This window comes from Pelosinus sp. IPA-1 (assembly GCF_030269905.1).
GTDB lineage: Bacteria > Bacillota > Negativicutes > DSM-13327 > DSM-13327 > Pelosinus.
In genome coordinates, this window is the sequence record NZ_BSVC01000009.1 from 143,282 (window position 1) to 166,046 (window position 22,765).

Annotated in this window: 25 protein-coding genes; 4 read left to right on the forward strand and 21 right to left on the reverse strand. The window is 39.1% G+C overall.

Annotation, left to right across the window (positions count from 1 at the left end):
* Positions 1-73: 73 nt before the first annotated feature.
* The 6 genes from ilvA to QSJ81_RS20920 all read right to left on the reverse strand — a co-directional run bounded on the left by ilvA (position 74) and on the right by QSJ81_RS20920 (position 5,201).
* Positions 74-1,285, reverse strand: a complete 1,212-nt coding sequence (gene ilvA, locus QSJ81_RS20895; protein WP_285719286.1) for a threonine ammonia-lyase — start codon at positions 1,283-1,285, stop codon at positions 74-76.
* A gap of 36 nt (positions 1,286-1,321) precedes the next feature.
* Positions 1,322-2,131 (reverse strand): pur operon repressor, encoded by an 810-nt coding sequence (gene purR / locus QSJ81_RS20900; RefSeq protein ID WP_285719287.1) that lies wholly within the window; start codon positions 2,129-2,131, stop codon positions 1,322-1,324.
* Between the two features lie 191 nt (positions 2,132-2,322).
* Positions 2,323-3,081 carry a nucleotidyltransferase family protein gene (locus QSJ81_RS20905; protein ID WP_285719288.1) on the reverse strand — a complete coding sequence of 253 codons (759 nt, stop codon included), beginning with the start codon at positions 3,079-3,081 and terminating at the stop codon, positions 2,323-2,325.
* 78 nt (positions 3,082-3,159) lie between these two features.
* Positions 3,160-3,855 (reverse strand): GntR family transcriptional regulator, encoded by a 696-nt coding sequence (locus QSJ81_RS20910; protein ID WP_285719289.1) that lies wholly within the window; start codon positions 3,853-3,855, stop codon positions 3,160-3,162.
* The gene (gene ispE / locus QSJ81_RS20915; RefSeq protein ID WP_285719290.1) at positions 3,855-4,724 is read right to left on the reverse strand and encodes a 4-(cytidine 5'-diphospho)-2-C-methyl-D-erythritol kinase; all 870 of its coding nucleotides are present in this window, start codon (positions 4,722-4,724) and stop codon (positions 3,855-3,857) included. Before ispE ends, QSJ81_RS20910 begins: the two co-directional genes overlap by 1 nt.
* A gap of 6 nt (positions 4,725-4,730) precedes the next feature.
* A complete protein-coding gene (locus tag QSJ81_RS20920; protein WP_285719291.1) occupies positions 4,731-5,201 on the reverse strand; it encodes a chemotaxis protein CheW in 471 nt (156 codons plus the stop codon).
* Positions 5,202-5,439: 238 nt separating this feature from the next.
* Between QSJ81_RS20920 and QSJ81_RS20925 the strand changes: the two genes are divergently transcribed.
* Complete coding sequence (locus QSJ81_RS20925) at positions 5,440-6,072, forward strand: L,D-transpeptidase family protein (RefSeq protein ID WP_285719292.1); 633 nt, start codon at positions 5,440-5,442, stop codon at positions 6,070-6,072.
* On the opposite strand, the gene QSJ81_RS20930 is transcribed toward QSJ81_RS20925, so the two are convergent.
* The 3 genes from QSJ81_RS20930 to QSJ81_RS20940 all read right to left on the reverse strand — a co-directional run bounded on the left by QSJ81_RS20930 (position 6,034) and on the right by QSJ81_RS20940 (position 8,705).
* Positions 6,034-6,825: a HipA family kinase gene (locus QSJ81_RS20930; protein ID WP_285719293.1), complete on the reverse strand. Its 792-nt coding sequence runs from the start codon at positions 6,823-6,825 to the stop codon at positions 6,034-6,036. The two genes, QSJ81_RS20925 and QSJ81_RS20930, sit on opposite strands and share 39 nt — an antisense overlap.
* 153 nt (positions 6,826-6,978) lie before the next feature.
* Positions 6,979-7,947 (reverse strand): SPOCS domain-containing protein, encoded by a 969-nt coding sequence (locus QSJ81_RS20935; protein WP_285719294.1) that lies wholly within the window; start codon positions 7,945-7,947, stop codon positions 6,979-6,981.
* 35 nt (positions 7,948-7,982) lie between these two features.
* A complete protein-coding gene (locus tag QSJ81_RS20940) occupies positions 7,983-8,705 on the reverse strand; it encodes a DUF3794 domain-containing protein (RefSeq protein WP_285719295.1) in 723 nt (240 codons plus the stop codon).
* Between the two features lie 205 nt (positions 8,706-8,910).
* Here QSJ81_RS20940 and QSJ81_RS20945 point away from each other — a divergent pair, with 205 nt between their 5' ends.
* Complete coding sequence (locus QSJ81_RS20945) at positions 8,911-9,219, forward strand: hypothetical protein (protein ID WP_285719296.1); 309 nt, start codon at positions 8,911-8,913, stop codon at positions 9,217-9,219.
* A gap of 61 nt (positions 9,220-9,280) precedes the next feature.
* On the opposite strand, the gene QSJ81_RS20950 is transcribed toward QSJ81_RS20945, so the two are convergent.
* The 4 genes from QSJ81_RS20950 to yabG form a co-directional block, all read right to left on the reverse strand.
* On the reverse strand, positions 9,281-9,982 hold the full coding sequence (locus QSJ81_RS20950; RefSeq protein ID WP_285719297.1) for a CAP domain-containing protein: 702 nt from the start codon (positions 9,980-9,982) through the stop codon (positions 9,281-9,283).
* A 167-nt stretch (positions 9,983-10,149) separates the two neighbouring features.
* Entirely contained in the window at positions 10,150-10,392 is a 243-nt protein-coding gene (locus tag QSJ81_RS20955; RefSeq protein WP_285719298.1) for a hypothetical protein, read from the reverse strand.
* 42 nt (positions 10,393-10,434) lie between these two features.
* Positions 10,435-11,157 carry a TerC family protein gene (locus QSJ81_RS20960; protein ID WP_285719299.1) on the reverse strand — a complete coding sequence of 241 codons (723 nt, stop codon included), beginning with the start codon at positions 11,155-11,157 and terminating at the stop codon, positions 10,435-10,437.
* Between the two features lie 415 nt (positions 11,158-11,572).
* The gene (gene yabG / locus QSJ81_RS20965; RefSeq protein ID WP_285719300.1) at positions 11,573-12,454 is read right to left on the reverse strand and encodes a sporulation peptidase YabG; all 882 of its coding nucleotides are present in this window, start codon (positions 12,452-12,454) and stop codon (positions 11,573-11,575) included.
* Positions 12,455-12,687: 233 nt separating this feature from the next.
* Here yabG and QSJ81_RS20970 point away from each other — a divergent pair, with 233 nt between their 5' ends.
* On the forward strand, positions 12,688-13,491 hold the full coding sequence (locus QSJ81_RS20970; RefSeq protein ID WP_285719301.1) for a glycosyltransferase family 2 protein: 804 nt from the start codon (positions 12,688-12,690) through the stop codon (positions 13,489-13,491).
* Positions 13,492-13,595: 104 nt separating this feature from the next.
* Here QSJ81_RS20970 and rsmA read toward each other — a convergent pair whose 3' ends face one another.
* From rsmA to metG, 5 genes are all read right to left on the reverse strand, one after another.
* On the reverse strand, positions 13,596-14,438 hold the full coding sequence (gene rsmA / locus QSJ81_RS20975) for a 16S rRNA (adenine(1518)-N(6)/adenine(1519)-N(6))-dimethyltransferase RsmA (RefSeq protein ID WP_285719302.1): 843 nt from the start codon (positions 14,436-14,438) through the stop codon (positions 13,596-13,598).
* The gene (gene rnmV, locus QSJ81_RS20980; protein ID WP_285719303.1) at positions 14,413-14,979 is read right to left on the reverse strand and encodes a ribonuclease M5; all 567 of its coding nucleotides are present in this window, start codon (positions 14,977-14,979) and stop codon (positions 14,413-14,415) included. Before rnmV ends, rsmA begins: the two co-directional genes overlap by 26 nt.
* 190 nt (positions 14,980-15,169) lie before the next feature.
* Entirely contained in the window at positions 15,170-16,156 is a 987-nt protein-coding gene (locus tag QSJ81_RS20985; protein ID WP_285719304.1) for a resuscitation-promoting factor, read from the reverse strand.
* A 262-nt stretch (positions 16,157-16,418) separates the two neighbouring features.
* Positions 16,419-17,180 (reverse strand): TatD family hydrolase, encoded by a 762-nt coding sequence (locus QSJ81_RS20990; protein ID WP_285719305.1) that lies wholly within the window; start codon positions 17,178-17,180, stop codon positions 16,419-16,421.
* 298 nt (positions 17,181-17,478) lie between these two features.
* Complete coding sequence (gene metG, locus QSJ81_RS20995) at positions 17,479-19,413, reverse strand: methionine--tRNA ligase (protein WP_285719306.1); 1,935 nt, start codon at positions 19,411-19,413, stop codon at positions 17,479-17,481.
* Between the two features lie 400 nt (positions 19,414-19,813).
* Here metG and QSJ81_RS21000 point away from each other — a divergent pair, with 400 nt between their 5' ends.
* Entirely contained in the window at positions 19,814-20,071 is a 258-nt protein-coding gene (locus tag QSJ81_RS21000) for an AbrB/MazE/SpoVT family DNA-binding domain-containing protein (RefSeq protein ID WP_502929675.1), read from the forward strand.
* A 50-nt stretch (positions 20,072-20,121) separates the two neighbouring features.
* On the opposite strand, the gene rsmI is transcribed toward QSJ81_RS21000, so the two are convergent.
* From rsmI to QSJ81_RS21015, 3 genes are all read right to left on the reverse strand, one after another.
* The gene (rsmI, locus tag QSJ81_RS21005; RefSeq protein ID WP_285719378.1) at positions 20,122-20,952 is read right to left on the reverse strand and encodes a 16S rRNA (cytidine(1402)-2'-O)-methyltransferase; all 831 of its coding nucleotides are present in this window, start codon (positions 20,950-20,952) and stop codon (positions 20,122-20,124) included.
* A 255-nt stretch (positions 20,953-21,207) separates the two neighbouring features.
* Positions 21,208-21,957 (reverse strand): tRNA1(Val) (adenine(37)-N6)-methyltransferase, encoded by a 750-nt coding sequence (locus QSJ81_RS21010; RefSeq protein WP_285719307.1) that lies wholly within the window; start codon positions 21,955-21,957, stop codon positions 21,208-21,210.
* Entirely contained in the window at positions 21,950-22,765 is an 816-nt protein-coding gene (locus tag QSJ81_RS21015; protein WP_285719308.1) for a PSP1 domain-containing protein, read from the reverse strand. The genes QSJ81_RS21010 and QSJ81_RS21015 overlap by 8 nt, the downstream gene beginning before the upstream one ends.

Sequence of the window (22,765 nt, forward strand, 5' to 3'; positions counted from 1 at the left end):
AAGTTTGATAATAATGAATTTTCTAGTTATATTATAATGCATTAAAGATTTTTTATCTTCCCTTTAATTAAACTCATATCGTTCTCGCACTATATCCGTGCTGACGTAAATTTTGCAGAATTTGCTCCGTATGCAGTGCATCTCTTGTCTCTAAGCTAATTTCAATAACGGCTTGCCCAATCGGAACATTTTGTTCTACGCGATCATGAAAAACAGAAATAACATTTGCTTGCGAATTCGCAATTACCGTCAATAATTGCTGTAATAAACCAGGCCGATCCGTAATTTGTGTAGAAATTTTAATACGTCTTCCAGCTTTGACTAACCCTCTTTCAATAATGCGCGAAATAAAGTTTACATCTATATTTCCGCCAGACACAACACTCACGACTTTACCCTTGGCAGGAATTTTATGATTTAAAATCGCAGCCAACGCAATTGCCCCTGAACCTTCCACCATTAATTTTGCTCTTTCCAGTAACATTAAAATCGTACCTGCAGTGGCCTCATCATCAACAACTACGATGTCGTCAACATAATGATCTACAATGGGAAAGGTTAAATCTCCAGGAGCTTTTACAGCAATCCCATCGGCAATAGTCACAGCATCAGGCGTACTTTTTAGAGTATGAGCATATTTAGACATATACATGGCGGGTGCCCCTTGGGCTTGAACACCATAGATTTTTACATGGGGAGCCAATTCTTTTACAGCAAGGGCAATACCTGCAATTAATCCTCCACCGCCGATGGGTACGACAATCGCTGAAACATCCTCTAGCTCTTCTAAGATTTCAATACCTACTGTCCCTTGCCCTGCGATTACTTGATAATCATTAAACGCATGAATAAACGTTTGCCCATTTTCTTGTTCTAATTCTTGCGCTCTATGAAAAGCATCATCATATACGGTTCCACTCAACAGGACTTCAGCTCCATATCCCCTAGTCGCAATTATCTTAGCCAAAGGAGCCACTTCCGGCATGACAATTGTGGCTCTTGCTTCCATCATCCTCGCAGCATAAGCTACCCCTTGGGCGTGATTTCCTGCCGATGCGGCAATAACGCCTTTCGCCCTTTCTTCAGGAGTAAGGGAGTGAATTTTATTATAAGCACCACGTAATTTAAAGGAACCTGTTTTTTGTAAATTCTCCAATTTTAAATATACATCGCACCCAGCCATATTACTAAATGTAACGCTCTTATCTAAAGGGGTATGATGAATTACATCATACATGGCATGATGGGCTTTCTTGACATCAGCTAAACCGATACCTTGTTTCATAACAACATCGCCTCCTAAATCATTTAGAAACAGTAGTTATAACACGGGTCGAATATCTATTGTCTTAGTATGCTGCCCAACGTCATGTAACATGAGTAATGCTAAATAATCTTCTACTAATTTTTTTTCTGGTTCATTGGTGGCAATGAGTACACCTGTACCTACAACTTGTGCTCCTACCTCATTTGCTAAATCTATCATACCAAGTGCGGTGCCACCAGCCTTCATAAAATCATCGATTACCAGTACCTTCGAACCAGCAGCGAGAGCCCGGCGAGGCAGGGACATGGTTTGAATCCGTTTTGTAGAGCCGGTTACATAGTTAATACTTACAGAAGGCCCTTCTGTAACCTTACTACCTTGCCGTACAATAACTAAGGGTAAACCAAAAGCTCTAGCCGTAGCAAAGGCCAGAGGAATTCCTTTCGTCTCCACTGTCATAATAAAATCAGGTGTTAAATGGGAAAATCTGGCCCTAAAAATTTCACCAGCTTGCATCATTAAGTCAGGCATAAATAAAATATCGGACATATATAAAAAACCACCAGGAATTATCCGTTCGGGATCAGAGAGTTGTTTTGCTAACTGGGTAAGCATAGTATTCATGCGTTCTTCGGAAGGGCATGGTACGTACCTTACACCGCCAGAGGCTCCTGACACTGTTTCTACTGTTCCTAGGCCAAATTCCTGCATAGACTGTTTTATCGTTACCATATCCTCGCTTAATGTTGATTTTGCTGCGCCAAACAAGCTACTAAAATGTCCCAATGAAAATAGATAGCCAGGCATGTCCATCAACATTTTGCTAAGGGCTATAACTCTTTCCACTCTCCGTACTTTCGTCATTGCTTTTTATCCTCCATCATGAAAAACACCGAATATTATCCTGTTTTTTTATATTTTCATTCACTTTCTCCGCAAAAGATCAAATCCCTGCACGAAATTATAATTATTTTTCATTTTGACTGCTAAAAAAGCAGGGGTATCCTAATGTTATAAGGCGTGACTTGGCTTATGCCAAGTCACGCCTTATAACACTAGGAGCGAAAAGAGAAAGTAGTGCGAACCAATTCTAAATCGCTTGGTTTATCAACATCAATCCCCAGTTCCGGATAGGGCGATTGAACAACAGCACCTGTAATACCTAATAATGTAGCTACCCTTTCTTTCACCTTAGTTAAACTTAATGTCCCAAGGAAAAATTGTAATACAAATCCCCAACCTAATATGCAGCAAAGTTTAAAAGGATTTTTACGATTATTAATGAGCCTCTCAGCTACTAAGAGACATTGCGGTACAATTTTGGGGTTGACTAAAAAAATATTCCCCCCCGTATAGGTTCCATCCTTAAAACGTACATAAGTGCGTTTGCTGCTGGGATAAAACTTATTATTAATTTCCTTACTAACAATCGGATAATACAAATCCGCCTCTTCTTTGTCGCATTGGGCGAAAAAATCAGCAATGGCATTAGGAGTTAAAAGGGGAATGTCCGCAGTAACAACTAGTACCTTATTTTCATGTCCTAGCGCTTTCATCCCCAGTTGAATTGTCTCTAAAAGAGTGTAGCCGCCCTCAAGTAACACTGCATTATCTGGAAATCTGCATTTTTGTAAATGAGGAATTGGCCCCATTATAAATATTCTATCCACTTGGGGGGAAGCTGCCAATGCATCTGCCACAAAGGTCACCATTGGTTTACCAGCTATTTCAATCATCGCCTCATACGACTGAGATGAAAACTTACTCAAATGTTCACTATTTTCACCGCCAGCCAGTATAATGGCATCATACATATAACCCAAACCTCCCATGTGAATATTAAAAATTATAAAAATCAAGATCTCTCTATATATTATCCCAAAAATCGAAAACTATTCTTGCTTTGAATGCGAACCCTTCTCTAGCATATTTTTTAATAAAACTTGTTCCGCATTCGCCATATGTTCTCCTGCAAATTGTTGAGCTAAGGATACATTTCTCTGTCCTAAAGACTCAACCATGCGGGTATGTTCACCAAACATTTCTTTAAGTCTACCTGGATATGACATAGATAAAGACCTAAAGCGAGTGAGTTGTTCCCGCAAGTTATTTATAATTCCTACAAGGCGTTCATTACGACTAGCCCGGTATAAAATATCATGAAATTGGCTATCGGCTTCTACTATTTTATCCATATCATTTATTTCAATGTAACCGCCAATTTCGACTAAGAGCCTTTCCATTTGTTCTAATTCTTCCTCGGTAATACGTTCCGCGGCCAGTCCTGCAGCTAAAACATCCAATGATGTTCTAACTTCAAATACTTCTGTAATATCTTTAATTGAAAGATCAGAAACATAGGTACCACGCCTTGGAATCATTACGACAAAACCTTCCAATTCTAACTTACGGATGGCTTCTCTGACCGGGGTACGACTTACACCTAACTCTTCAGCTACTTGAATTTCCATTAAACGTTCTCCAGGTTGTAATACACCAGAAACAATTGCATTCCGCAAGGTTTCACATACCACTTCCCGAAGAGGTTGATAGCTATCTAATTTAATTGGTAATAAACGCCGCTCCATTATACTCCCCCATTTTTTCCTACTGTCTTAGTTACAAATACTTCTGCCGACCTTTGGCTTCTAATTTTTGCAGCAAGGTACTCGGCTCCGGCCTGCTCCTCTACTAGTCCAAAGACAGTAGGCCCGCTGCCCGACATTAAACTGGCCATTGCACCGTATTGCATCATAGTTTTTTTGAGTTCCTTGATTTCAGGATGCTCTTTAATTGTTACCGTTTCTAATACATTTTGCAAGCGATTGGCTACACCAGTTAGATCGCCCTGATTTAGACAAGCTACCACTCCATCAGTATCAGGATGATCTTTTACATCCTGTCCCCGATATTGGCGATAGACCCAAGCAGTCGAAACACCAATGGGGGGCTTTGCCAATACTACATAACAAGGTTTTAAGTCCGTAAGTGGCTTTAATAGTTCACCTCGTCCTGTTGCCAGCATAGTACCGCCTCGTAAACAGAACGGTACATCTGAACCTAACTTAGCTCCAAGTATCTCCAAATCGGAGATCGATAGACCTAATTTCCACAATTCATTAAGTCCTTTTAAAACACTCGCAGCATCTGTGCTGCCACCAGCCAACCCAGCAGCTACAGGTATGTTCTTTTCCAGATGAATATGTACACCTTTATTCACTTGACAAGCTTCTTTAATCAGAGCTGCCGCTCGGTAAGCTAAATTTCTATGATCACAAGGCAATCTGGCAATATTACTTTTCACACTTATATTGCCATTCTCTCTTTCTTCTAAATGAAGTATATCAGCAAGTTCTATGGCTTGCATTATCATTTCCACTTGATGAAACCCGTCCTCTCTTTTATAAAGGACATCAAGGGTTAAATTAATTTTCGCATTTCCTCTTACTTTTAGCATACTCACCTATTCATTCATTTGCTTTACAGCAACTTCTTCCTGGGCTGTTAAAACTTGATCAATATCTAATAAAATAATTAGACGATCGTCCGTCTTGCCAACTCCATTAATAAATCGAGAATCTACCGCGATTGATGCCGGTGGCGTCTCAATGTTTGCGGTGCTCAACCTTACTACTTCTTTCACTGCATCAACGGTAACACCTACGGTTTGTCCATTCATTTCTACAACAACAATCCGTGTATCATCATCATGCTCTGTTATTGATAATTGAAATCTTTTTCTTAAATCAATCACCGGAATGATGCGACCCCTAAGATTAATAATTCCTTCCATAAAAGAAGGTGTTTGCGGCAACTTAGTAACTGGTAATAAGCGGTTGATTTCCTGAACCTTCGTAATAGGAAGCCCATACTCCTCACTTGCCAGCCGAAAAGTAACCAACTGTAATTCATCTTCTGCCTTTATTTGCTCCATATGGTAATGCACCCCCACAAAACAATGATTTTATTATATTCGACGTGCTAGGGGGGTTTGCCTGCAAATATCAGTAATATTTTATACAATATATTTTATATCCTTTGGGATTATCGAGCCTTTACTATTGGATTGTCGTCATGGATATTTTGACCCTTTACTACCCCTATTTATACGCTGCACCAGCCGAACCATTTGAACATATAATAACTAAAGATTTTTTCAGGAGGTAGATTTTATGAATCTTCGTACCCTCTACTTGCCCCACCGTTTACGAACTGTTGATTTTAAGGAAGATAGTGAGAACCCTCTCATTGGAGAAATACAGCAGTTATTGGTCAATCAAGAATTTTATCAAGGGCCGATCCATAATAAATACGATATAGAAACAATCCGCGCCGTCGCTTTATTTCAAGAAAAAGAACACCTTCCTACAACAGGAATGGTAGATCCTCTTACCTACTGCCACCTACAACAAGCAAGGATCACTACCATCAAATCTCTCCCGTCTAGCAAACGAGCTGATTTTTCCTTACCTAGAGCCAATATTTTAATTACCGAATCTTCTCGCCAATTGTCACTCTTTAACGGTAACACTCCTGTACGTCAGTATCCAGTAGGGATCGGTAAGTCCTCCACCCCCACACCTTTAGGGGATTACTCCATTGTTTATAAAATGATGAATCCAGGTGGTATGCTAGGCACTCGCTGGTTAGGACTTAATTTAGATTCTTATGGAATTCATGGTACCAACCAACCATGGTTAATTGGTACTATGGTATCTCATGGCTGTATTCGTATGCATAATAGCAATGTAGAAGAACTCTTTTCCCTAGTAAAGGTGGGTACGCCTGTTTATATCCGGAATTGACTGACATAAACGCAGCACGATTGCATCTACCATTTCACAACGCTTTATCATAAAGGCTAGTAATGCTTCACGCTCTTCTACTTTGGGCAGCCATTCCTGAGGAATGCTTTCTACCAGCTGAACTAAATCCTCCTTAGTAATCTCTTTAACCCGGGCTGCAAAAGGAGCAAAATCTTTAGCAATAAGAAAATAAGTAAGTAACCAGCCATATACTCTTCGTTTATTCACAACTATTTTCGTTACAAGCTTTTCTAAAGTCCCTACATTCCAGCGCCCACGCACAAATAGGTGAGAATTATCAATGGCATATAACATATAAGCCGAATCTCTCAAATGTGCTAATAAATTTTTGCGATTTTTGGTACGATCGATATTGTGAAACATATGATCAAATAACATGACACCAGCCATCGCTGTTTTATTTACTGCCTTATATAAATTATTTCTTGTGACATATCGATTACTATGAATATATTGACTGGCAAAATGCGTTCTACAACGAACCCCGGCAGCACGCATCCGCCTATTTTTTTGCAGTAACTGTTGATCAATTTCTAGCATATCTCCTGGGGGAAAACATAATTCCATTCGTTTACCAAACCAGCATGCTATATATTCGTTGACTAGTACCTTCGTTCCCATGGGATTATTTTGTAATTTAACCACATATACGTTTCCGTCATTTCCCCGAAACATCTGAGGTGATGTAACGCCAACTCCTATTGAACCAATGTATTTAACTGCTGTTAGCACCTTTCTCCCCCCTCTTTTTCTAGGTTGCGATAAATTTTTTCCTTATTTTATTTCTAATACGCTACAATATATGCACCCGTATTAAATACTAGTAAAAAAAATACCGCACAAACTACTTATTTAAGCAGATTGTGCGGTATTTTAGCGCCTTCATTATCCTTTGGGATTTGTTGGTGTACCAGTAGTCTGGACTAACCAACTTGCAACCCAACCTACGTTAGAACTATTATTAATAGCCACCCGGTACCAGCCAAATGCCTGCTCTTTAATGGTTACTGTGGCACCTTTTTTCACCTTGACCACTACAGGAAAATTAGTGCCTGGGCCTGTGCGAATATTAACATTATCTCCGGTAATTGTACCTGTGCCGCTAACTCCCATACTCGTACCAGCAGTTTGAGGAATTCCTGGCCCAGTTACATTAAAGTTTTCATTCTCCATACTTGGGCCGGTTACAAAGTAATTTTCTTCACCAAAACCCTCAATATTTCCGCCACCTGTTTGGGAAGCAGAAACAATATCTTGGTTACTAAGCAGGGATGTCGTTGCATTGGCGGTATTATACGATATTTCGCTCACGTCTGAAACTGGGCCTAGGGCATATACATCCATTTGCGTTGTTACAATGACACGCGCCCAGAATTTAAGAACAATGGTAACATATACTTTACGTCTATCATGGTGTTTATGAAATTCATAATTTACATACTCAACGGTAACGTCAGCAGTAGCATCCATACCTGGTTCAGCACCAGGAAGATCAATATCTCGAGTATAACGTACGTGACGTCTTTCAAACGCATGAACGGGCTGGTTGGGCAGGTCTGCTACATACATTACTTTTACTTCTAAATCGCCGCGAATAATAACCTTATTTCTAATAACATCTACTGAATCAATATCTACATCTTTTACATACACATCAATGACTTGTTCAATGTCTGGCTTTTGCTCAGGTAGGAACATGTCAAATTCTACAACCAACTGCTTCATTTCTGCGCCTAAAACTTGTTCGACTTCAATTGTTTCCGGACCTGGCTCTGGGCAGCCGCAATTTCCTGCCATGGTATTCATTGTTTCAATATCTGTTGCCCTAGAACCCTGCTTTAGCTCATCACTCACTTAACTCCCCCCCTTTAGAAACATATGAGACCTACTTATCCTTTCGGTTTGGTAGGCAGGCTTCCTCCCCCACCAATTTGCACTTCACGGTCAGCGATAACCTTGCCAATAATCTTAAGTACGATAGAGATATCAAACTCACGGCTGCAGTGGTGATGGTGGTGGTGTTTGTGATGTTTGTGATCATTGCAATTATGAGGATCATGGCAATTATGGTTATCATGGTCATGATGGTGATGGTCATCGTCGTCATCACAATCATCATCATCGTCATAGCAATCGTCATCGCAGTCCTTATCATCATCATCGCAATCCATTTCACCATATTTGTACTTGTATGCACGAGACCATTCATCCACATCATAATCTACGAATTCAACAAAAACGCTGGCATCCGCATCCATACCTCGACGTGCACCAGGCATATCAATATCCTGAGTCCATCTGTAATGTTTAATTTCAATAGCATGCACAGGATTATTAGGTAAATCAGCTACATAGATGGTTTTAATCTCGAACTCGCCACGAACAATTATTTTATCATAAATTACATCAACACAATTAATTTCTAAATTTTTTACAAAAACATCAATAATTTGTTCAACGGCAGGTTTTGTGTCAGGAACAACAACATGAATATCTAGAACCTTTTGTTTTTCTGCTTCCCCAATGACTTGTCGTACAATAATATTTTGCGGCCCAGTTTCTACTCCTAATGTACACGGATTATAATTCTGACGAATATCTTTATCGTCCACACGTATTCCCCCCTTTTTATGTTCTATTTATATATATGCCGACATGATATTTTATGTGCAAAAAGGTTTAAACAAATGAACGTCAGTTAGATATTTTACTTCATAAAAAAATTATATTAGACATAACACTTTAACCCTTACTCGCATAGCATATAACAAATCCCTTTTCACAGAGTAGTAATAAAATAAAGGAGGTTGTTAATTAATGGATTACCCAAAATACGACTGTCACCCTCACAAGCATGACTATTGTCATATGGATGAAGAAGATCATTATGAAGAAATGCCCTATATGAAAGAAAAAATGGGTGAGGATTGTTATTCCAACATGTGTTCAGACATGTCAAAAATGAAATGTAAAATGGAAAAAGAATGTATAAAGACTTATAAGACTTATTACAAACTGTATAAAGTATGCCAATACCGCCTTTACAAAGTATGCCCCTGCTGTGGCCATGAATTTGATTATCACAGACACCGTGGCATGTGCCATAAATGCGGCGTTTCTATGTAATTTTTCGAATTACAAAAAAATCCTACGGCTAAGCCGTAGGATTTTTTACTTTTTTTAAGATTTACTTGCCAATAAATTCTTGTACTACATAGGCTGATCCTTTGGAATCATAAGCGACACCGACCCCAACGTCTGTGTAACTGGAATTAAGAATATTTGCCCTGTGACCTGAGCTATTCATAAAAGCTGTTTCAGCAGTCGTTACATTTGTATTAATTGCTAAGTTTTCCCCTGCTGATTTATAGCTGATTCCTGCATTAGCCATCCGATCGAAAGGTGATTTGCCATCAGGATCCGTATGAGCAAAGAAATTACGTTGTATCATATCCTTAGCATAGTTTTCCCCTAATTTTGTTAACTGTGAATTAAGCTTTAGTGGAGCTAAGCCATTTTTTGCTCTATCTGCATTTAACAAATCAAATGCTAATTTTTCATTTGCTGCCGTTCCCGTTGTTGCAGTAGGTGTTGTGGTAGTTGTGTTTCCTGTAGTAGTCGTTGTATTTCCTGTTGTAGACGTTGCGGACTTACTTGACGTACTAACGTCTCCTTTACTTCCCCCATGACCTGAAGCTAAGGCAATCAAGCCTAAAGCCAAAACTCCATTTACAATTCCCTTATTATCTTTACTCTTTTCATCTTGGACACTGACCTCAGAATCAGCTGCGAAAGCAGCTTTAGCAAAAATTCCACCAAACGATGTCGTTATTAGCGAAACCGTTAAAAATCCAAGGGTGACCATACTAAACAACTTTTGGTTTTTCAATATAATTACCTACCTTTCTACTTAACATAATAATACCTTTTATGTTGGTATAAGAGTGTTTATTCTACTTATATCGACAAAAATCCTGTTTTTCTACTGTGGTAATGTTTACATAACTATTTGTCTATGAAAAATAAAATAGAACAATCGGCATAACGCCTTTTGTTCTATTGGCTTATGTTTATTCTACTTCGCCTGGATTTCTTACTTTTCCATAATTCTATACACCCCGCCCCGCCATTTAACACGGCAAAGAGCCCTGCTCCCACTAGCCCTAGGCCACTTAAGATTTCCTCATTCATAATAACTACAATACCAGCACTTATCGCTACGATTCCAATCATAAGATGAAAGACAAAATGGAATCCCCAAAAAGATCGATGTCTCCATAAACCAATATCTTTGCCCATAACCTCACCTCTTTTTGTTATTTTTTAAGGATAAAATAGATATTAAGCATTCCGCTTGCGACAGTGATGCACCACAAATGTGCCAAAAAATATAGTAATTAAAATAGAGAAAAACACCGTTTGGCTAACATGGTAATTAAAGACAGATGCCATCATTTTGGCACCAATAATACTAATTAGAATATATGCCGTTGTTTCTAACTCTGGATATATATTAATTAGAGTCAGAAAAATCTGCGCCACCCCTCTCATCATCATAACACCAAAAATACCGCCTAGGTATAAAACCCAAACGTGATCGCTGATCCCAAAAGCAGCCAAGACGCTATCAATACTAAAAGCAATATCCATAATTTCAACTGCTAATACGGTACGCCAAAAACCATGTGGCGTTTCCGTAACAGCATTATCCTTACCGTTTTTTTTATAAAAGCAGTGCTGAAATGCCATCCATAAAAGATACAAAGCACCAGCAGCTTTAATCCACCATATTTTAATTAAATAGGTACCTAGACCGATAGCGATAAATCGAAACAGATAAGCACCTAATATACCATAAAACAATGCCCTTTTCTGATGATTTTTCGACAAATGTTTAACCATGATTGCTAACACTAGGGCATTATCCGCTGATAACAGCCCTTCTAATAAAATCAAACTGCCGATAATCGCCCAATTCATAGGATTATAAACAACACTAGTAAATTCGGCCATATTAAAAAAATGAGAATAGTTTCCTAAGATTCCTGTAATAAGTTCATTCATTCCTATACCTCCGATTATTACCACCTAATCTTAACTATTTTTTCAATCTTATCAAAGCTCATATAACCTTTCCAATTATATATATGTTAAATTGCAATCAAAAACACAAAAATTTCATAAAGAAGACTTGATTCAGATGGAGTTTTTACTCCATCTGAATCTTAGCCGCTCTTAACTCCTGCTTATATAAGTGAGCCTTGGATTCGAAAATCCTTAGAGCGAACTTACTTCGAGTTTTACAGACTGTTATCCTAACCAGAGGGCAGGATATTACAGGCTGTTAACGAGATGAAGATGGGAGTCTTAGAGCGGTTTAGTCATCGGATAAAAGCAGGCACTAATTTAGATATCTGTATAAAAATAGAAAGTGAAAAACACCTCCAATGATCGCAATTCATCATTGGAGGTGTCTTTATTAAGTACCATAAGGCGTCTTGGGTAACCCTAATCTGAATTTCCCTCTTGTTTCTACCCCACCTACTCCTTCAATACCTGTAACGGATGCCGTAATAGCATCACCTAAATCTACTGTACGATTGATCGGAGTAAAAGCCACTTTTTCTGCAATAAAAACAGGATCATAAGCATGAATGAAAATCCTTGTCGGTGCACTTGCAAAATTCGATCCTGCGGCCAGTATTGCTTCAAAGTAAGATTGGCAAGCCCCAGCAAAAATGACCAAGTCATCCCTTGACGGTTCAAAGATTCTAGCTTTTTTTACTGATTCTATAAAATATTTAGAGTTACGGTAATTATTAATATCCCGTAAATCCTTTTTTCCACCGCCTATTAGGGCGTCGTGACCCGTTAGCACCAAAATATCGGGCCGGTATTGATCGACTAACTCAATCACATGTTCAGATTGTTTAGACTCCTCAATGCATCGGCCAACGGCTTCCATGTTCATTTGTCCATAGGTTTTTAAACACATGTTAAGATACTCTTCATCACCATCCAAATGCAAAACTCGACCTGGTAAATCAAAGTAATCATACTTCTTAGAGCTCTCCGAGCGGTTCAGATTGACTCTTTCTCGTTCTATACTACGCCGCATCATAACCCTTTTTAATGTATCATTATGCACACTTTCCATATGCAAAATTTCACTACGCAAATGCTCTGCACCTACACGTTCCAAATCAACGATAGGCGCATCTGCCACTAAGCGTAAATGCATCCCCTTTAAGACACAGTGCAACTGCCCTATATCATCTTCGAATATATCTGTTACTTTAAAGACAATATCACCGCCATGGGATTTGCGGATTACCAAATCTCCTATTGCTACATTCGCCACCTTCATCCCTCCCTCGCTTATTACATACTATGTAGCATAAAGCAAAATGCCACCAATGGGAGAAGGGAAGAAAAAATGTTGATGCTTTTATTTTGATCTTTAGTTTTATTCAAACGTATATTTATCTTTTTCAAATCGGTGTCAAAATACACTTCTATTCAATATACTGTATTACACCTGTGGCCTTTTTAAGGTCACATGCACCGCACTCAAAATCATCGAGGTGATGGCGCATGATTACTGTGGTTGTCCCAGCAAAGAATGAAGCTGGACGTATTGTAACAGTCCTACAAAACTTAAGCACATTGCAAATTGATCAAATTATTTTAGTAGCAAACGGCTCCGTTGATTCTACCTTGCATGAAGTCTTACAAATTGGTATTCCCAAGTTACAAATTCTCTATTTTCACGAACGTCTCGGTATTGACATCCCCCGAGCAATTGGCGCAAAGGTTGCCTTAGCAATGGGTAGCGATGTAGTGGCTTTTGTAGACGGTGATATGGTAGGAACTTTTGCTGATAGTTTAACAGAACTTATTGATGGAGTATTAATTAAACACTTAGATATGGCTTTAACCAACTGTTATCCCTCTCCGCCCCGTCACATAGAACGCTATAACCCTACCTTCCAATGGAGATTAAACCTTAATAAAGAACTAGGTTTAGACAAAAAAATAAACTTAGCAACTCCCTCCCATGGTCCCCATGCCGTTTCACGGCGTTTTTTAACCACTATACCCCTCCGCGAATTAGCAATCCCTCCCGTAACTATGGCATTAGCAAGAATTAACAAACTTAAGATTGACGTGGCCACTACAATTCCCCATTATCAATTAGGCTCATCTCTTAAAACCAATGTTCATGGTGCTAAAATTATTGAAACTATTGTAGGTGATTGCCTAGAGGCAATTAGTGTTTTTCAAAATACCCCCCGTACACGCCAGTGGCAAAATAAAACCTATACAGGTTATCATAGCGAACGACGCTTTGATGTATTAGACCATTTTCTCACAGGAAATCCATTATGTTTGAAATGACTCCTTAGCAAAGCGTTTTTTTGTTATGACAACAGGACTTTTTGGGGCACAACTAACTTATGCAGATAAAGAAGGCCTACTTTATAAAAAGTAGGCCTTCTTTATTACTGAATCCAAACGTTCGCAATGGCAGCAAATTCTTCAATTGATAAGGTCTCACCACGGCGAGTACCATCGATGCCTGCTTTGTCTAAGATAATCTTCAGCGTTTCTGCAGGTACACCTGTTGTTTTCAGAGTGTTGGACAGGGTTTTACGGCGTTGAGCAAAAGCAGCCTTGACAATTCTAAAAAAGACTCTTTCATTTACTTCAACCGGGGGCTTTTCTCTTACCGTACAGCGAATGACAGCCGAATCTACAGCTGGCGGCGGAACAAAGGATGCAGGTGGTACTTTGAACATAATTTCTGGTTTCGTATAATACTGGACGGCTACAGATAATGAACCATAGTCTTTCGTACCAGGTACAGCCACCATTCGTAGAGCGACTTCTTTTTGCACCATAGTTACCAATACATCAATTGGCATCCGTGCCTCTAACAGCCCCATAATAATAGGCGTAGTAATATAGTAAGGCAAATTAGCGACCACTTTATAACGAGGTGCCATTACTTCCTCAGCGATATTAATCTTTAAAATATCTCCATGGACTACGCGAATATTTTCATAGCCTTCTAGAGTTTTTGCCAATACTTCAATGAGTCGTCGATCAATTTCCACAGCTGTAACATTGGCTCCCGCTTCTGCAAGACCTTGCGTTAAAGTACCAATGCCAGGACCAATCTCTAGCACCGCATCTCCATCTGTAATATTAGCAGCCTCGACAATACTGCGTACCACATGTTCATCAATTAAAAAATTCTGCCCCAATTTTTTGCTCATACGAATACCAAATCGTTTTAGGATATGGTACGTAACGTCTTTATTTGCTATAGTCGGCTGTTTCATCGTATGCCTCCAAATTTAATTCTACGGCTTGTTCAAACTCATTACGGGTTACGCCGTAATGATTCAGTCGCTGCAAAAAGGTTTTCGCATTGGCATAACCAATACCAAGTTTGGCTCCTAAGATTGCCCGCCTAGCTGAAGCATCCTTCGCACCGCTTAAACCCCAGTTCATAATGTCTGCCCAAACAAACTCTTCACTTAGCTGCCACTCTAAATAGCGCACCTTCGAAAGTGCTGCACGAATGGCTTCACCAGATGCTTGTTCTATACCAATATCATTTTTTGCCATTGCATCCTCTTTAGGAACAAAAGCATGCTTCGCCTCGGGAAAACGTTGGCTCAGAAATTTACGGATTCGCTCACCAGCACTATCTGGATCCGTTAAAATAATTATGCCCCGTTTTTTATAAGCATGTTCAATTTTTTCTAAACTATGAGCTGATAGCCCAAAGCCACCTGTCGAAATGCAATCCGCATCTACAGCCCGCTTTACCGCGTGTATATCATTTTTGCCTTCCACAACAATAACTTCTTTAATCAATTCATTTACCTCTTCCAGATACGTTCTCACTACCGCTAATGGTATTTCAATATAAAGAATGTAGAAACTATTTGAACCACAAAGACACAAAGAACACTAAGAGGTTTTTCTTTGTGTCTTTGTGGTTAATAACTACTATTTTAATATCCTTACTATAGTATCAAAAAAAGAACAGGGAGTATACCCCCTGTTAGTCAAGAACATAAACTTTTACTACGCGTCTACCAAATCTCCAAGCTTCACTGTCATCTTCCATACATAAATCAATACGGTTACCAACAATAGCACCACCAACGTCAGCAGCCGTAGCTAAGCCATACCCCTGTACATACACCTTGGTTCCAAGAGGTATGACATCAGGATCCACGGCCACAATACCACGGCGAGCTTGTACGCCGGTTGCCGTTATACCAGCCGATGATCCATCCGTTGGCAGGTAAGCACTGGCCTCCATTGCTTCTACTCGACTAAATCTCATGGATCCCCTGGATGTTTCAATCATATCCCGAGTACCCACATGAATGACCTGAGGTTTTGGCGCCTCTTTAATCTTCTCACTAACTTGTTCAGCACTTACCTCTACACCATCAGCAAAATGAATACGAACAGTAACGGTTTTAATACCATCCTGTCCGTCTTCTACAACTCTCTCTACACCCTTTTCCATTGTGGAATCAGGCTGACGAACTACTGTAAATCGTTCGGGTACGTCGCGTTCAACAACTTTTTCCGTTAACGATACAGCCTGAATCACCATATTTGCTTCTAACTTGGTCTGTCCATCGGGAATAAGCTTAGTATTTTCTTTTTCTAGTCCCAGACTTTCAGCCAATTCTCCTATCGTAGGTTTAGCAGTAACTAGTACCTCTGTTTTTCCTCGATAGGTCATTGTAACAGGCACAGCACGATATACAGAAATCACGCTGCCATCAGCCAGTTTTGCTGTTGACAGACGATATTCGTCTTTGGATCCTAAATTTATTCCGGCTTGAGCTAAAACCTCTTCCGGTTTACTATGTAATGTGCTAATCATCATGGTGCTGCCATCAACGGCAATTTGAACTTTTTTGTTGGCAAACATGAACCCTGTCGCCACCAATAAAACAGTGAATAGTGAGAGAAGTAGGGGTAGCATCTTTTGTCGAAAAATAATTTTTTTCAATTCAATTTGACGCATAAAATACCTCCTTTTCAAACGTTTGAGTATTATACCACGAGTTTCATTTATTGTCCAATATTATTTTAACTTTTATTAATTATTTTGCTAAATTATATAGATTATTTGCCAAAATGTCCTTATTTATGCATGAATTAGAAAATGGTCATCTTAATCCTTAAAATTAAGAAATCGATTAAAACTAACCTCCTTTTCTAAAACAAAAAGTGGGAATACTCTCTATAAAGATATTCCCACATAAGGTAATTTATTCTGTTAATTTCTATATTTTAAATAAACTTCTTATGTTCTCTCGGTTTGCCTTAGCTAATACAGACAATTCTATACCACGCAAATCGGCAACCTGTTGGGCAACTAACTTTACATAAGCAGGCTCGTTCCTTTTCCCCCTATGAGGATGTGGTGTTAAATAAGGAGAGTCCGTTTCCACTAACAACCTATCCAGAGGAACCGTTGCCGCAATTTCTGGAAGCTTTGCAGCATTTTTAAAGGTAATGGGACCTGCAATAGAGATATAAAGCCCCATCTTTAGTACTTCACGGGCCATTTCTAAGCTACCAGAAAAGCAATGCAATACACCTGGCGCTCCTTTGGCTTCCTTTTTCAAAATATCTAAAATCTCTCCATGTGCATCACGGTCATGAATAATAAAGGGTACACCCGTTTGCCGCGCAACATCAAGTTGACGAATAAAAACCGCCCGTTGCACTTCCCGAGGTGATAAATCATAGTAATAGTCTAAGCCAATTTCACCAATCGCTACAACTTTATGTAACTTTGTCCACTGAGCGAGTTGTTCGTAATCTTCTTCCGAAGCGTCTTTTGCGTCATGGGGATGGATGCCTACAGCTGCATAGATATTTTCATACTTTTGTGTTAAGGCTATAGAACGAGCCGAGGAAGCCATACAAGCACCTACATTAATGATTCCTGTTATACCATTTTCTAAGGCTCTAGCCACTACTTGATCACGATCATTATCAAATTTTTCATCATCAATATGAGCATGAGAGTCAAATAACATAGAAAAACAACTCCTTTATTCTAGTTGACAAAAGCGCCTATTGCAGGCGCTTTTGCTTTTTTATGTAAATTTATCCGATGACTAAACCGATCTAAGACTCCCATCTTCATCTCGTTAACAGCCTGTAATATCCTGCCCTCTGCTTAGGATAACAGTCTGTAAAACTCCAAGTAAGTTCGCTCTAAGGATTTTCGAATCCAAGATTCACTTATATAAATGGGAGTTAAGAGCGGCTAAGTCTTGGATAAGTGCGACTAGGGTTAGATGGAGTTAAAACTCCATCTGAATCAAGTCTTCTTTATTTCACTTTACTGCCAGCTGGCATTTCGGGGGCAGTGACAACAATTAGTTTTTCATCACAAGAAGCAGCAAGTACCATACCACGGGATTCAATTCCTCTAATTTTCGCCGGTTTTAGATTAATTATCATCACTACACTTTTTCCTACCAAATCTTCTGGTGCATAATGTTTGGCGATTCCTGATACAATGGTGCGTTGTTCCGTACCTAAATCTACTGTAAGTTTTAAAAGCTTATCAGCCTTTTCCACCTTTTCAGCTGCTAGTACAGTAACCACTCTAAGATCCATTTTTGCAAACTCTTCAATTGTTACTTCAGGTAAACTATTTGTAGCCTCTGCCACCACATTTGTTTTTGGTTTTTCTTCTGTCTTTTCCTCAACTGGAATTTCAGCTACTTTATCCTCAATCCGTGGGAAAATTGGTTCTGGTTTTGCTACCACGCCATTGATTGGAAGTTTCCCCCAACCTTTGACATCCTCTAAGGATACGGTTTTAAAGTCAGTAGGAATGCCTAGCTGAGCCCAAATTTTAGGCCCTGTAACCGGCATAAAAGGATAAATAAGAACTCCTACGACTCTAAGAGTTTCAGCCAAATTGTACAATACCGTGTTGAGACGCGCTCTCTTAGCCTCATCCTTAGCAAGTGCCCATGGTGCTGTTTCATCAATATATTTATTGGTACGGCTGATCAATGTCCACACTATTTTGATGGCAGCATTAATATCCATGCCATCCATTAACTTTTCATACTGATTTACAGTACTTTTTACTAGCTCTGCCAGGGCTCTGTCAACTTCTTCTACATCACCAGCCGGCTTAATAACCCCTTCATTGAAGCGGCCAATCATATTTAAAGTCCGATGTAATAAATTGCCTAAGTCATTGGCCAAATCTGCATTTATACGGTTAATTAACGCTTCCCGCGAAAAATTTCCATCCAACCCTAATGTAATTTCTCTAAGTAGAAAATATCGGATGGCATCTGGACCAAATTCTTCAATTAAAGCCACTGGATCAATTACATTACCTTTGGATTTGGACATCTTATCCCCTTCCATGATTAGCCAGCCATGGCCATATACCTGGGAAGGTAGTTCAAGATCCAAAGCCATTAGAATAATTGGCCAAATAATACTATGAAACCGCACAATTTCCTTGCCTACTAAATGTATATCTGCTGGCCAGAATTTTGTAAATTTCTCTTGGTCATCAAGATATCCAGCAGCGGTAATATAATTAGTTAAAGCATCAAACCATACATAAACTACATGTTTGGTATCAAATGGCACGGGAATGCCCCAATCAAAGGTAGTACGAGAAACACATAAATCTTCTAGACCACCCTTAATAAAATTGAGCATCTCATTTCGTCTAGTGATTGGCTGAATAAATTCAGGATTACTTTCAATATAAGCAAGCAATCGATCTTGATATTTAGACATACGGAAAAAATAGCTTTCTTCTTGTACCATTTCTACAGGACGACCACAATCCGGACATTTTCCATCTACAACCTGACGTTCAATCCAAAATGTCTCGCAAGGCGTACAGTACCAGCCTTCATAAGCAGCTTTATAAATGTCACCTTTGTCATAAATCTTTTGGAAAATAGCTTGTACTACCTCATGATGGCGTCGTTCTGTTGTACGGATAAAATCATCATTAGAAATATTAAGCTTTTCCCATAATTGCTTAAAGGAATCTACAATTTTATCAACATAAGCAATCGGAGTAACATTTTGTTCCGCAGCTTTTCGCTGAATTTTTTGGCCGTGTTCATCAGAACCTGTAAGAAAAAGAACCTCGCAACCATTCAAACGTTTGTACCTAGCCGCTGCATCTGCAATTGTTGTCGTATAAGCATGACCGATATGTAAACGATCACTAGGGTAGTAAATTGGTGTTGAAATATAAAATGGTTTTTTTTCCATAGCTTTTAATAGCCTCCTTATATTGTGTAACATAAACTAATTATAGTAGTAAACTTTAGTAAATTCCAGATTTAAAAGACCAATTCCCCTTTACTTATGTAAACTTATATGTATTACACTTAAAATTCTTTACAATAATATTTCATGCCATAATTCGACATTTAAATTATTTTTTTATATCCTTTTAAGATGATCCTATTTTACCAAAAATATACACTAATGTCGAATGATTCTAGTCTCTTTCCACCGTTCCCCTCATTATGACAAAATTCTCTGGAGTATTGTACAACATATTTACTGTTATGGTAAAAATAGGTTGACAGCTTGTATAATTTTTGGTAGTATTTAGTTAGACATAAATTGTCGAATGTTGTTGTAATGAGAGGAGAAATCAATTACTATGAAATCAACTGGTATTGTAAGAAAAGTGGACGAGCTTGGCAGGGTCGTTATTCCAATTGAATTACGCCGTACACTCTCCATTGAAGAAAAAGATGCTCTAGAAATTTATGTAGATAGCGATCGTATCATTTTGCGCAAATATGAACCAGCTTGTTCTTGTGTGTTCTGTGGTAACGCTGATGAAGTAACGGTCTTTAAAAATAAAAACATCTGTAAAGAATGTTTAGATGCTATGACAGTAACAAAAGCTGTTTAAGATCTATAAGAGGTTCTATAACCTCTTATTTTTTTTGTCCAAAATTAAAATTACTCCAATGTAGCCTGGTAGACTTCTCTTTTTGATAACCCTCTTTTAAGTGCAATCGTTTTGATCGCTTCTTTTTTAGCTACACCTGTTTCCATTAGTCTTATGACGGCTTCTTCTAGTGTAAGTTGTTCCCCGTCTGCCTCTTGCAGCTCCAAATCTTCATCACATGTTTGTCCACCTACAATAAGAGTAAATTCCCCCCTAGGATCATTTTCGGCAAAATGCACGGCTAAAGTCTCTAATGAGCCTCGAATAAACTCTTCAAATTTCTTTGTGAGTTCTCTAGCTGCTACTGCTGGCCTCTCGCCAAATGCCCCACTAAGTTCTGTTAATGTTTGTTTTATCCGATGGGGCGATTCATAAAACACCATCGTATAAGGATTGGCAGCAAAGCTGGTTAGTAATTCCCGACGTTTTTTTTTGTTTTTTGGTAAAAATCCGATAAACGTAAACATTGTTGTATCTAGGCCTGAGGAAACGAGTGCTGATAAGGCGGCATTCGCTCCAGGTAAAGGCACTACCTGGATACCTGCCTCTATCGCTAATTGCACTAAATCAGAACCTGGATCTGAAATTCCCGGCAAACCAGCATCACTTACTACAGCAACATCTTCTCCTGTCAGTAAGCGTTCTATTATCTCAGGACCTCTTGTCACTTTGTTATGTTCATGATAGCTAACTAGACGAGTATGTATTTCGAAATGACTTAACAATTTGCGAGTATGACGCGTATCCTCCGCGGCAATGACGCTAACTTCACTAAGTACCCTCACTGCTCGGTAAGTCATGTCTTCTAAATTTCCAATCGGCGTAGCGCACAAATACAACATACCAATTTTCTCGACCAAATACTTTCACTTCCTTTTATGGTATAGAATAGTAACTAAGGCGTACACTTCAAGTTTTTTGAACCGCAGAGGCGCAGAGGATGCAGAGAGAAATTTCAGATCTCGTAATAACGCCTGTTTTGGTGTGCCCACTGCGGCTCAATTATTCCTCAATACATCCTTAAAATCAGATTTGCTCTGTAGGTGCTAAACGAGAACGAGTAATGGGTATATAGCTACCCGTTACTCGTTACTTTACTATCTATACTCTTTATAATACTTCGTTATTTCTTCACTATAGCTGCCATCAGATTTGTAGACAATTAGCGGTGGTAATACCTCAAGGCCTGGATTTGCTCCTCGTATGCCTTCTACTAAGAGCATGGTCGGTTTTTTATCAATACTACTGTATACAAGTTGTAACCTTTTTGGTTCAATGCCGGCCTGACTCATTATCGTTAATATTTCCGCCATACGTTCCGGCAAGTGAACCATAGCAAATCGTCCACGGCGATATTTCAACAAATAACGAGCAGCATTTATAACATCTTCTAACGTAGCAGTTACTTCATGCCTTGCCATAGCCACTTTATCATTTGGATTTATGTGACCTCCGCCGACTGGACGATAGGGTGGGTTAGAAACTACCAAATCGTAACCATCTGAGGAAAATATATCTTTCACTTTACACAAGTCACCTTGCATAATCGTTACTTTCTCATCTAATTTATTTAAATTAACACTGCGACTTGCCATAGCAGCCATGGATTGACTCAATTCTAGGCCAATTACATGTCCAATGCCTCTTGTTGCCAAAATTAGAGAAATCACACCAGTTCCTGTCCCCAAATCTACCGCCTTTGCCCCTGGCCTTACAGTAGCAAAGTGGGATAACAGCACCGCATCTAAAGAAAAACAAAATTCCTTCTCATGCTGAATTATCTTTAGATTCCCAATGAGCAAATCATCCAATCGCTCCTCTAGGCCTAATACCACTTGGTTATCCATTGTTATCCTTCTCAACAACCTCTTCCCATGGAATAACTACCGTATTACCACTCGAAAGCAATACCGCTGCGTTTTTTTTGGCTTGGTTGACAGATGTGACTTTGCCTTCTCCATCTATCGTAATGACCTCACATCCAACAACCGGAGGGGCAATTTTTTTGCAGCAAGGTCCATAGGAGTCATTTTCATATTTTAAGCAACACATTAAGCGTCCACAAATCCCCGATATCTTTGTAGGATTAAGAGAAAGCTTTTGATCTTTAGCCATTCGAATCGAGACGGGCTCAAAATCTCCTAAGAAAGTAGAGCAACATAATGGTCTGCCGCAGCAGCCGATTCCTCCCATCATTTTCGCTTCATCCCGTACACCAATTTGTCTAAGTTCAATGCGAGTACGAAATACAGCTGCTAAATCCTTGACTAAATCACGAAAGTCAATACGTCCTTCCGCAGTAAAATAAAAAATAATTTTGTTTACATCAAAAGTATACTCTACATCAACTAATTTCATATTGAGACCATGCGTTTTTATTTTCTGTTCGCAAATAGAAAAAGATTCCTTTTCCTTTGCCCTATTTTCCTCTACCTTAATGCTATCCTCAGCAGTTGCTTTACGCTGCACTGTTTTTAACGGGGCTACAATCGCATCCTCGGTTACTTCTCGTGGCGCAATTACAACTTCACCATATTCTAATCCTCTAGCAGTTTCAACAATTACAAAATCCCCTGCCACCAGCATAATGTCACCAGGTGCAAAATAATAAACTTTGCCAGCTTTTTTAAAACGAACACCTACTACTGTTTCCAC